Origin of the sequence: Dolichospermum sp. DET69, from assembly GCA_017355425.1 — a bacterium.
Classification (GTDB): Bacteria; Cyanobacteriota; Cyanobacteriia; order Cyanobacteriales; family Nostocaceae; genus Dolichospermum.
Genome location: CP070233.1, coordinates 25,129 through 37,235 on the forward strand (window position 1 = coordinate 25,129; position 12,107 = coordinate 37,235).

The 12,107-nt window shown below is 36.4% G+C and carries 11 protein-coding genes and 2 tRNA genes; 7 read left to right on the forward strand and 6 right to left on the reverse strand.

The window, feature by feature from the left end:
* Positions 1-71: 71 nt before the first annotated feature.
* From EZY12_00115 to EZY12_00130, 4 genes are all read left to right on the forward strand, one after another.
* Positions 72-359, forward strand: a complete 288-nt coding sequence (locus tag EZY12_00115; GenBank protein ID QSX68172.1) for a hypothetical protein — start codon at positions 72-74, stop codon at positions 357-359.
* Positions 350-769: a type II toxin-antitoxin system VapC family toxin gene (locus tag EZY12_00120; protein QSX68173.1), complete on the forward strand. Its 420-nt coding sequence runs from the start codon at positions 350-352 to the stop codon at positions 767-769. The genes EZY12_00115 and EZY12_00120 overlap by 10 nt, the downstream gene beginning before the upstream one ends.
* A gap of 202 nt (positions 770-971) precedes the next feature.
* Positions 972-1,568, forward strand: a complete 597-nt coding sequence (locus tag EZY12_00125; GenBank protein ID QSX68174.1) for a hypothetical protein — start codon at positions 972-974, stop codon at positions 1,566-1,568.
* A 362-nt stretch (positions 1,569-1,930) separates the two neighbouring features.
* The gene (locus EZY12_00130) at positions 1,931-2,380 is read left to right on the forward strand and encodes a DUF29 domain-containing protein (protein ID QSX68175.1); all 450 of its coding nucleotides are present in this window, start codon (positions 1,931-1,933) and stop codon (positions 2,378-2,380) included.
* Positions 2,381-2,535: 155 nt separating this feature from the next.
* On the opposite strand, the gene EZY12_00135 is transcribed toward EZY12_00130, so the two are convergent.
* Positions 2,536-3,522 (reverse strand): GntR family transcriptional regulator, encoded by a 987-nt coding sequence (locus EZY12_00135; protein QSX68176.1) that lies wholly within the window; start codon positions 3,520-3,522, stop codon positions 2,536-2,538.
* A 320-nt stretch (positions 3,523-3,842) separates the two neighbouring features.
* On the opposite strand from EZY12_00135, the gene EZY12_00140 reads away from it, so the two are divergent.
* The 3 genes from EZY12_00140 (at position 3,843) to EZY12_00150 (ending at position 8,029) form a co-directional block, all read left to right on the forward strand.
* Entirely contained in the window at positions 3,843-4,583 is a 741-nt protein-coding gene (locus EZY12_00140; protein QSX68177.1) for a dienelactone hydrolase family protein, read from the forward strand.
* 40 nt (positions 4,584-4,623) lie between these two features.
* Complete coding sequence (locus EZY12_00145) at positions 4,624-5,526, forward strand: 30S ribosomal protein S1 (GenBank protein QSX68178.1); 903 nt, start codon at positions 4,624-4,626, stop codon at positions 5,524-5,526.
* Between the two features lie 232 nt (positions 5,527-5,758).
* Positions 5,759-8,029, forward strand: a complete 2,271-nt coding sequence (locus tag EZY12_00150) for an FdhF/YdeP family oxidoreductase (GenBank protein QSX68179.1) — start codon at positions 5,759-5,761, stop codon at positions 8,027-8,029.
* Positions 8,030-8,265: 236 nt separating this feature from the next.
* Here EZY12_00150 and EZY12_00155 read toward each other — a convergent pair.
* The 5 genes from EZY12_00155 to EZY12_00175 all read right to left on the reverse strand — a co-directional run bounded on the left by EZY12_00155 (position 8,266) and on the right by EZY12_00175 (position 12,102).
* Positions 8,266-8,337, reverse strand: a tRNA-Thr gene (locus tag EZY12_00155).
* 81 nt (positions 8,338-8,418) lie between these two features.
* Positions 8,419-8,501 (reverse strand) — tRNA-Tyr (locus EZY12_00160).
* Positions 8,502-8,615: 114 nt separating this feature from the next.
* Complete coding sequence (locus EZY12_00165) at positions 8,616-10,433, reverse strand: ABC transporter ATP-binding protein (GenBank protein ID QSX68180.1); 1,818 nt, start codon at positions 10,431-10,433, stop codon at positions 8,616-8,618.
* A gap of 426 nt (positions 10,434-10,859) precedes the next feature.
* Positions 10,860-11,636 carry a hypothetical protein gene (locus tag EZY12_00170; protein QSX68181.1) on the reverse strand — a complete coding sequence of 259 codons (777 nt, stop codon included), beginning with the start codon at positions 11,634-11,636 and terminating at the stop codon, positions 10,860-10,862.
* Positions 11,637-11,694: 58 nt separating this feature from the next.
* A complete protein-coding gene (locus tag EZY12_00175) occupies positions 11,695-12,102 on the reverse strand; it encodes a heme utilization protein HuvX (GenBank protein ID QSX68182.1) in 408 nt (135 codons plus the stop codon).
* Positions 12,103-12,107: the final 5 nt, after the last annotated feature.

The following is a 12,107-nucleotide window of genomic DNA, read 5'->3' on the forward strand; positions in this document are numbered from 1 at the left end:
CACAGTTAAAAAAGAAGTCGGGGATCTAACAATGTGTTATAATATCAAAATTAGCAACAGGAGTAAAAACCATGACTGTTAAACAATTGATTCAAGCAGAAATTGACAATATACCTGAAGAAGCACTTGAACAGGTTTATCAATTACTTAAAGAATTGAATAAAAGCACAAAAAAAGGGATGTTGTCATTAAATGACACATCAAAAACCACATTACAAAAATCAGAAAAAAATGGATCTAATTTTTATCCTTATCATGATTTAGATTATCTTGCGGGAACATGGGGAGAAGAAGATGAAACAGAATTTTTAGCGAATACTAAACAATTTAATGAAGTTGACAATAACTTATGGAAATAAAATCAATTCTACTAGACACTAATGCTTATACAGCCTTTAAACGTAATCAAAATGAAGCAATATCAATTATTCAAACTGTAGATATTATTGCTATGAATACAGTTATTATTGGAGAGTTATTAGGAGGTTTTGCTGTAGGAAATAAACAAGAAATTAATTGTTATGAATTGCAACAATTTCTTGACGGTACTAGAGTTAAAATATTAACTATAGATCCAAAAACCTCAGAATATTATGCGATGATTTATTGTGAATTAAGGAAAAAAGGAAAACCTATACCTACTAATGATATTTGGATAGCAGCTACAGCAATTCAACATGATTTAATTTTATTTACTTATGATAGTGATTTTCAGCATATTCAAGAACTGAAATCAGGAAATCGTTTAGCAGATTTTATTGATAAATAAAAATCTTTTTTATATTAATTGTAGTAATAAAATATGATCAAGATTTTGATGAATTATGAACACAAATATCATTAATTTATTTATCATTTTCATAAATAATGAATCTTTGCTAAAATTCAGATATCTATTCCATTCCATCCTGAAAATCCTTAAATCCTGGATATCCTGATTCTGACAATTAATTAATATAATATAAAAAACTATGCCCCGGATTTTTGATAATATTAATGATCAACTATTACCTATTCTTAAACAAAGTCTACAAGCTGCAAATAGGGCTGATTTTTGTGTCGGTTATTTTAACTTGCGAGGATGGAAATTAATTCAAGAGGAAATTGAACAATTTAGCGGAGGAGAAAATAATTGTTGTCGGTTATTAATTGGAATGCAAAAATTACCAAAAGATGAACTTCATGAAATGTTAGGTTTAGGAATATCTCATAAACCTATAGATACAAATAAATCTTTTCAACTGCAAAAACGCATAGTTCAAGAATTTCGACAGCAGTTAATGATCGGAAAACCCAATAATGCTGATGAATTGGGTTTAAAAAGACTGAAATCACAATTACAATCTCAAAAAGTAGTTGTTAAACTCTATTTGCGTCATCCTCTCCATGCTAAACTTTATTTAATTCCTCAAAATCACCCCAATTTACCGACAATCGGCTTTTTAGGAAGTAGTAATTTAACCTTTTCAGGATTATCAGATAATAATTCCTTGTGTGTGATTCATCCTGAAGATATCCAACAGGAAGCGCAAATTATTTGTTCATTAGGATTATTTTCTGGGGAATAGGAAAATTAAACTTATTTTCAACCCACGAAGGTGGGTTTTGCCTGTGTAGATGCGGTTTCTAACCGCCGATTTAATATTACTTATGGCTTGCTGAAAGAAAGCAAAAGTATTACTAGATAAGGCTTTACAGGTTTTTTTAACCAAAAAAGTGCAAGATTATTGACAATAAATGTTTAAAATCCTTGCATTTTTACTAAAAATCACTGAGTAAATTTTAGAACTCATTGGCGAACCCTTCTCTTCCTTCTTCCTGACTCCTGACTCCTAGCCCTAACGGAAAGACTTTTATGGCTAAAGCCACGCTACGCTATCAGCAAGCCCTACTTAATGTGTTATTTTAGAGGTAAATAGGGAGTAAATAGATGAAAGTTACTACTAATTTACAGCAACTTTATGAGACTGATAACTATTTCTGGTTATTAGAAACTATTGATTTATTAAAACAAGGTCGTTTAGATGAGTTGGATTTAGAGAATTTAATTGAGGAGTTGGAATCATTGGCAAAAAGAGATCAACATAAAGTTAAAAGTTTATTAGAACAAGTCATTAGACATCTTTTATTGTTACAATATTGGGCTAATGAATATGATAGAAATAAAAATCATTGGCGTTCTGAAATTAGAAGTTTTCGAGTCCAGTTAAAAGATAGATTGACATCTAACTTGTATAATTATTTGCTTTCTATTTTTGCAACCATTTATGAGGATGCTTTGGGGTATGTACAGGAAAAAACAGGTTTTACTGTGAATTTTCCCACAGAATGCCCTTATTCTCTGGAAGAAGTTTTAGATATTAATTATTTACCTAATTGAGTTAGAGAAATAATTACAAAATAATCAAAAGGGTAATATCAAGACTGCACAAAATCCTAAAATCAATTAATTGACACATCTGCGTTCATCCGCGTTCAATTATCTTTAAAATATTATGCAGCTTCATATTAATTTGCTGTCAAAACCGACAAAATTTAAATTAACCCTAGTTCGCGTTTGAGTAAATTAATTGATTGAGTACCGATATAGTTTTCACAGCGAACGAGTTTAGGTGGACGAATTAGGTCTTCTAAGACTGTTTGCATAGCTGCTTGTGCTGTAAAATAGCTGACTTGATCAGTACAAAAGATGATTTCTGCGCGTTTGACAATGGCGTTTAGTTTGTAAGCATCCTTGGGTTGAGCAGTCATTACCAATAATTCATCCCCCCGTAAACCATGAAGAATGACTTCTGTAGCTCGAAGAATACCAGAACTGAGGCTAACTATCCCTATACAACTAGATTTAGCCAAGTTTTTAACTACAGTCATTTCTTTGGCATAGTCGTGAATATCCAGGGGAATGACACGGACAGCTTTGGGTGCAGCGATCGCTTCCACTTCTCCGATAAAATAACGACTGGTAACTAATGTGGCCGAGGTAGTTTGATCTAGTACCCCGATAAGTTCTTCCATTGCTACTAGCTGAACTGGGATTTGCAGGGATTCTTCCAATTCATCAATCATTAATTCCCCAGCCCCAATATCTTGAGATGGTGTTACTACTAACACTCTGGCACTACAACGCAAACGCCAGTCAACTTCTGCTAAAAATAGTTCCCGGGCTTGATTCAGGGAACAGCCTTCACTTAATAATTCATCTAGTGCCTGTTGCACTACTTTATAGGCTTCAGGATGCTGTTTAAGCATGGGAGATTGGGATTTACTTTCTCCCTCATGTCCTTGGGCGCGGACATAGATTCCTGAACCTGCTAGACTTTCAACAAATCCCTCTTCTTCCAATTGGCGGTAAACTTTGCTGATGGTATTGCGATGTAATCCCGTTTGCATTGCTAAAGCCCTGGTACTAGGCAGTTTATATGCAGGTGAATACTGTCCAGAAGCGATCGCAAATCGGATTTGATTAAACAGTTGATTAGATGCAGGAATTTCAGTATCTGGCTGAATACGGAATTGAATCATTACCAATTCTGCTCCACAAGACTTATACAAGTGGTCATAATTTACCTCTTAAATATATGATTAATGGGTTAGTTTACTTTGAAAAATATTACCACAGAAGAATACAGCGGTCAGGAATTAGGAGTCAGAATGAAGGAGAGTCCCACAGATGGATAAATCGTAGTGCAAAACTCCATTAGTAATTGCTAATAGATACAAGTATTATTAACCCTGGCCTATTCTCTTACTAGTAGAGTCCGGCGTAAGTTAATGAACCATTCCAAATTTGTGAAAATCTCATGCTGTATTCATTCTAAATTCTAAATTCTAAATTCTTAATTATGACAGAGCCAGCAATCCAGACTACAACAATTCAAATTCCCGAAGATAATCGGCAAATTGCCGCTTATTTGGCTAAACCAACAGCACCCGGTTCTTATCCAGGAATTGTCGTTTTACAGGAGATTTTTGGCGTTAATGTGCATATTCGAGATGTCACAGAACGGATTGCTAAACTGGGATATGTAGCAATCGCTCCAGCACTGTTTCAGCGTCAAGCCCCTGGATTTGAAACTGGTTACACTCCCAAAGATGTGGAAATAGGCAGAGAATACGCAGCAGCAACCACAGCATCAGAACTGTTGAGGGATGTTCAAGCAGCTATTAACTACCTGAAAACTTTACCCGAAGTCAAACCAGATGACTTTGGCTGCATTGGCTTTTGTTTTGGTGGTCACGTCGCTTATTTAGCTGCCACTCTCTCTGATATTAAAGCCACTGCGTCTTTTTACGGTGCGGGAATTACTAGCCGCACTCCCGGAGGTGGAAACCCGACTATTACGCGGACATCAGAGATTAAAGGCACTATCTACACCTTTTTTGGTCAGAAAGATGCGAGTATTCCTCCAGAACAGGTAGACGAAATTGCCGCCGAATTTACAAAATATCACATTTCTCATCGTCTGTTTCGCTACGATGGATGTGATCATGGATTTTTTTGTGACCGTCGTGCCAGTTATAATTCTAAAGCTGCGGCAGATGCTTGGGAACAAGTCCAAGAACTTTTTAGCCAACTGGGCTAACAACTGACCACTAACAACTAACAATTTATCTTCAAAAGTCATGAATTCCGAATCTCAACTTTCTCAAACAGCCAATGCATCTTTTTCAATGGACGATTTTGCCAAAGCACTGGAAAAACACGATTACCAATTCCAAAAGGGTCAAGTTGTTCGTGGCAAAGTGTTCCAAATTGACCATGATGGTGCTTATGTTGATATTGGTGGTAAATCATCTGCATTTCTTCCCCAAGATGAGGCTTCTTTGAGAACAGGAACTGATTTGTCGGAACTGTTACCGATGAATGAGGAACTAGAGTTTTTGATTATTCGGGATCAAGATGCTGAAGGTCAAGTTACTATTTCTCGCAAGCAATTGGAAGTTAAACAAATTTGGGAAAAACTGTTAGAAATACAGGAGAAGTCCCAAACTGTACAAGTGCGAGTAACAGGTGTGAATAAAGGTGGTGTCACTGTTGATCTTCTGGGTTTACGGGGGTTTATTCCGCGATCGCACCTATCCGAACGTGATAACCTAGAAGCACTCAAAGGTCAAAATCTCACCGTTGGCTTTTTAGAAATTAATCGTGATAACAATAAACTCGTTCTTTCTCAGCGTTTAGCCGCTCGTTCTAGTAACTTCAGTTTATTAGAAATCGGTCAATTGATAGAAGGAAAAATCACAGGTATCAAACCTTTTGGTGTATTTGTAGATTTTAATGGTGTCAGCGCTTTACTACACATTAAACAAGTTAGCCAAAAATTCATTGACTCTTTAGAAAAAATCTTTCAAATCGGTCAACCAATTAAAGCTGTAATTATTGATTTAGATGAAGGTAAAGGTCGAGTTGCTATTTCGACCAGAGTCTTAGAAAACTTCCCCGGTGAAGTTGTGGAAAACTTTGCAGAAGTCATGGATTCAGCCGAAGATCGTGCTAATCGTGCAGCTAATAAAACTGCTGAATAGGTAATAGGTAATTGGTAATTGGTAATTGGTAATTGGTGGTGCGGGCATCTTGCCCGCTATAATAATATTGAATTAATATAGTGGTTCTTGGTTGAGTGAAATACAAGAACCCCACCCCCAACCCCCTCCCCGCTCTTCGAGAGGGGGCTATGATTTATCTCATTCAAGTGCATATTGCTATATCAAACCAACACACTAAAAATCAAAATTATCTCCTCATAGATAGATGACTATGGATAATTTACCTGAAAATAACTCTAACTCCAAAGCAGGGGGCGGTTTACCTGTAATTCAATACTGGGTAGAAAAAACTCTGTCACCACAAGGTTTAAAATTATGGCAAACTCTCAATCATAAAAGTGCCTGTTTATCCTGTGCTTGGGGTACAGGGGGACAAAAAGGCGGGTTTGTTAATGAAGCCGGAGAATATTTACAACGTTGTGCTAAGAGTGTAGAAGCGATCGCGGCAGAATTGCAACCAGGAATTAAACAAGATTTTTTTCAGAAATATAGTATTAGTGAATTACAACAACTGACTTCTCAAGAATGCGATAAATTAGGCAGATTAACTTATCCTCTCATTCTTAGATCAGGTTCATCCCATTACCAACACATTAGCTGGGAAGAAGTTTATCAAATTGCTGAAAAAGCGTTTAGTTTAGCCCCAGAAAGAATTGCTAGTTATAGTTCTGGACGTTCATCAAATGAAGCCGCTTATTTATTACAATTACTCATGCGATCGCTTGGTAGTAATAATCTAGCAGATTGTTCAGATTTATGTCACGCCCCCTCAACCATAGGCTTAAAAAAAGTTTTCGGTTCGGGGACATCAATGGTAAGTTTAGAGGATTTAAAACATACTGATTGTATCGTTTTAATTGGTTCTAATGCACCCGCAAATCATCCGCGCTTAATGAACGAATTAATCCAATTGCGGTCAAGAGGCGGTAAAATAATTATTATTAACCCCCAAATTGAAATAGGTTTAGTTAAATTTGCCTCTCCTGCATTTCCCATCAAATCATTACTTACAGGAGGTTCAGATATATCTTCCCTATATTTACAACCGATTCCTGGTAGTGATGTTGCGTTATTTGTGGGTTTGCAAAAATCCCTCATTGAACAAAATTTAATTAAAATAGAATATCTCAAATCATATACACAAAATTGGCAACAAATTTTAGATTATGCTAATAATACACCCTGGGATAATATCACTAATACCTGCGGATTATCTCCAGAAGAAATCACAGCCACAGCTTATCTAATTGGTAAATCAGAAAATGTAGTATTTGCTTGGGCTATGGGAATAACTCAACAAAAAAACGGCGTAGAAAATGTTTTTAGTATTGCAAATACAGCCTTAATTACAGGTAATGCTGGCAAAATTGGTGCGGGAACAATGCCCATTCGTGGACATTCCAACGTGCAAGGATTTGGTTCAATGGGTGTAACTGTAAACTTGCGAGAAGAAATCAAACAAGCACTATCCAAACTGTTAGGAAAACCCTTAAATGAAACACCTGGTTATCATACCCGTGATTTAATTACAGCAGCAGAATTAGGAAAGATAAATACACTATTTTGTTTAGGGGGAAATTTGTATGCAGCCAACCCAGATTTACAACAAGCCAAACAAGCATTATCGCAAATAGAAACTATTTTTTATGTAGCGACAAAACCGAATTTAGGACATTTTCACGGACTAGGAAAACAGCAAACTTTAATATTACCTGTATTCAATCGGTTTGAAAATCCCCATAAAACCACAACAGAATCAGGTAATAACTTTGTCAGGTTAAATGATGAAGGTAAAAGTCATTTACAACCAGATAATTCTGATTTGATTTCGGAAGTAAAATTAATTACAGAAATTGCTCATCGTTTACATGATGAAAATCCGATTAATTGGCGTAAATTGCAAGATACAGTTTATGTAAGAGAATTAATTGCTAAAACCATTCCTGGTTATGAAAAAATAGGCACAATTGATCAAAATCAAGAAGAATTTACTATTAAAGGACGAATTTTCAAAGAACCTAAATTTCCTACATTTGATGGTAAAGCGCAGATGTTTGTCACACCTTTACCGCAATTAGTTTTACCGAATAAATCAGCTTTTGATGTTGCAGAAAATCAGCCAGGAATTGTAGTAATATTGGGAACAGGACGCAGTTATGGACAACATAATACGGTAGTTTATCGCAATGAAGATAAATATCGCAATATGCCCCATCGGCATTGTATATTAATGAATAGTTTGGATATTAAAAAAGCAGGATTTAAGGAACATCAACGAGTTACAGTTAAAGGAAATGCAGGGGAATTAGAGAATATAGAAATTATTTGTGGTGAAATTCGTGAAGGAGTAGCTTTTATGTTTTATCCTGAAACTAACGTTTTATTTAAAGCAGAAATTGATCCAAAAAGCGGTACTCCTGCTTATAAAAGAGTTCCGGTTTTCGTGTATGAGAAAATAATTTCAGGAGTTCCCTTTTCTTAACGTCTTCTACTACTTCCTTCCCAGTATAAGATTACCTATCTTCTTCCTTCTTCCTTCGTGTTCTATTCCTATGGCTCCTGCGTCGCCACGCAAGCTATCGGAACGCTCCGCGAACGCTCCTATATCCCTCCGGGACGCTTCGCGAACGTGGTTCATTTAATCCAAATTATTCTAGTGGGAAAACAGTTAAGTTATCCAACTGGCTCAAATCATTGATGTTTAGTAGCTTATCAAAAAGCCCGTGACGAGGATTGAACTCGTGACCTCACCCTTACCAAGGGTGTGCTCTACCACTGAGCCACACGGGCGAAAATAGAACAGTGATTAAGATTTATAACGCTGTGGTCTTTTCAGTACACAGCAATTATAATTCCTAAAATCGTGGAAGGTGGGCCGAGCTGGATTTGAACCAGCGTAGGCGTAAACCAACGGATTTACAGTCCGTCTCCATTAACCACTCGGACATCGACCCGTTCTGTCCCACGCTTATCTATAATAGCAGTAGTCTCTAGGTTTGTCAATTGCAAAAAGAAAAGAAATTCTTAAAAGTCTGTATTCCTTGCATCAAGCCAGTTTCCGAGATTTATTATATGAGTTCTCCCGTTTGTTGCAGAGAATGTAAGCGGTGGTAAATACCACTCTGACTTAAAAGTTCAGCATGACTACCAACTTCGGCAATTTTCCCTTTGTCGAGAACCACGATTTTATCAGCATCCCGCACGGTGCTGAGACGGTGAGCGATAATAATTGTGGTGCGAGTCCCCTGAATTGAGCGCATAGCTAATTGAATAGAACGCTCAGACTCGTAATCTAGACTAGAGGTAGCTTCGTCAAAAATCAGCACATCTGGTTCTACTAACAACGCCCTCGCAATTCCTAACCGCTGTCTTTGTCCCCCCGATAACCTCACCCCACGTTCCCCCACAACGGTGTAATAACCGTGGGGTAGGTGTTCAACTACTTCATCAACTTTGGCGATTCTACAGGCTTCCTGCACCTGTTCAAAGGTTGCATTTGGTCTACCGTATTTGAGGTTATCTAAAATAGTTCCATTGAAAAGGTCTACTTCTTGGTGAACAATCGCTAATCTGCGCCTATACTTACCTACATCTAAGGTACAAATATCTTCACCATCAATTAAAATTTTTCCTGTTTGTGGTTCAAAATAGCGCAATAGCAACTTGATTAAAGTAGACTTACCAGAACCAGATTTTCCGACGAAAGCAATTGTTTGATATGGCTCAATTAACAAGTTGATATTTTGCAAAACTTGACGATTGCTATCATATCCAAAACTTATCTGCGAAAATTCCACTTTCCCAGTAAATTTATATGGTGAGTCTGTCAGATTTACCTCTGCTAAAAGTCCATCTGTATCTCTTCCTGATGGCGTTTGCAAAAATTCATGAAATTGCATCATTGCTGAATATCTACGAGTAAAAAATTCTGCTAACTTACTGATAGGTTCTAACTCTGCATAAGCCATACTTGAAAGAGTTAAGGTCATCACAAAATGACCCAGAGAAATTTTTCCATTGATAGTAGCAGCTAGAGTCAAACCGAGAATCATAAACACACAAAACTGAATTCCAGTTTTTTGGAAAGCAGCTAGACTTGTATAACCTTGATGCAGACGATACACAACTACTGTCAATTCTCGATGTAAACGTTGCTTTTGTCGTTCTAGTTCTTGATTTTCCGTTGCATAAGCTTTAACAGTTTTGATGTTAGTAATAATTTCTGAAGTGCGGCTTTCTGTGTTCTCCATATACTTATTCAGACGATTTTCACATAAAATTAACCGCTGTAATTTTTTCAAACTAACGCTCAAAATAAGTATGCAAGAAATCAGAAATATAACTGCAATTCTCCATTCAATAAAGGCAATAAATACAAATATTCCCACCACACGCAAAAGTTTAGGAATCAATTGTCCAGCAATTTCCGGATAAACCCAAGTGTGGTTAGCAAGACCTCTACTTACTCTTCCCGCAATCCTTCCAGGGTTATTTTCATCATAAAATTCCAGTGGTAAGGTGAGAATTTTAGCTATGGCTGCTTGACTTTGATTTCGACGCGCTTTTAAGGCTATACCCCAGTGAAACCAACCCGTTAACCAAGGCTGTGTAGGTACTTTTACAACTGTAACTATAAATATTAAACTAAGCAATACAGCCAAAGATAGAGTTTGATTAACTGGGTAATTAGTAATGTTTGATAAACTAACTATTACTCTTTCTACTGGTTTATCCAATGGTTGATTAGATAAAACATTTAAAATCTGTCCAATCGCATAGGGGACAACTAAATCAATAATATCGTAAATACCAGATAGAGTAATACTGAAAATACTCAAATTCCAGTAAGGACGAAAATAGTCGAGAATATTTCTAACTTTAACCATGATGTAGACTATCCCAATGCACGAAAATTAGCCGGGAATACTTATACTACATATATACTAAATATGAATTATAAAAAGCTCACCCCCTTTGGGGATTTAAAAATAAAAAATAAGAATCTGATTTTTAATTGGAGTGTAATTAGGGTTTGCATAAAAGAAAGCAAAAAGGTTGATAGATAAAGGTTTGCAGGGTTTTATAACCAAACAAGTGCAAGATTATTGACAATAGATGTTTAAAACCCTTGCATTTTCACCAAAAATAATTGCGTAAATTTGAGGACTAATTGTCCAACCTTCTCTTCCTTCTTTCTTATTCTTCCTTCTTCTTCCTTCTTCTTCCTCCTTCTTCCTCTTTATTCCTCCTGACTCGGTGACTCGGTGACTCCTAGTCCTTACGAAAAGACTTATTCAGCAAACCCTAATTAGTTATAATGATGGGACAAATTCTAGCCGATACCGATATAATGCCACTGGTCGAGAACCTGCGGTAAAATAATCAGGATCTTGGGGAGAAAGGTAGACAGCGGTTACTTGATCTGCGGTAATGGTTGGAGAGGATGTAGAAAGTTTTTGATAAGCGGTGGTTGATTCTACAGAGTTGAAATAGGGACGAGAACCACCTTTAAATAATTGTTGAAAAACTTCTGTAGTCATGAATTGATCATCTGCTGTTGTTTCTGTAGCGCGAGCGGTGACAATGGAAATTAATTGCCGTTCACCACGTAAAAATGTAATTTGACGGTTGGGAGATTTAGGATCTACTTTGGATGATAATACAGCTTCATCTCCTAAATAAGCTTTGGTTAAATTTAAGCTATTAAATTCTCTGTCAGCTACTAATATTGATGCTTGATTTTGGAAATTACTAAGAATTTTTAAACCAGAATTAATTGGTTTAACTTTCACAAATTTAACTAAAAAACTAATTGGCTGATTTAATTGACTGCGATTACCTTCAAAACCTGGTGTCACTATATCCGGTGCTAAGGGTGCGGCTAAATCTACTAATGTACTGGTAACTTTCCATTTACCAGCTATCCATTCAGGGTAAACTAAATCTCCCTCTGCTGGTCTGACTGATGTTAATTTTTCCCATTGGGGGAATTTGGCTAAATGTTCTGCTAATTCTCCTGCTGTTGCTTCATTATTTCCTAAGAATAAACACAGCATTAAGCACAAACTGATAATTATTTTAATTAACATATCTTAAGATAAGGATAAATAAGATTCCCGACTTCTTAAAGAAATCGGGGATCTGGAATTACAAAGTTTCTAAGGCTAAAGGTTGCCAAATTTCCCCATACTTTTCTTTTAAAACCTGCCAAGCTTCTACTTGTCCTGGTTCGTATTCTCCGGGTTTACCCCATTGTAAAAATAGGCTTAATGCAGGTTCTGATTTTTCATCTAAAAACCGAATTGCATAAGTTGTAAAATTCCCTCTTTTTGCTTCACCCGTTTCAAATTTGACTTGGGTGATTTTGTCCATATTCAAATGAAATTCAAAGCCTTCTGTGTGCATATTCGCATATTTACCTTTGGGTAATTCGGCGTAAAATAGCTTTTCTATTTTTCCTCTGGCTTCTAAAACGGCAGCGCTGCTGGTGACAATTAAGCGCAAGGTTCCCAAGGTTTCACAAGCTTCTAAAAATTCTTTCAATGTTGTTGTCATAGTTG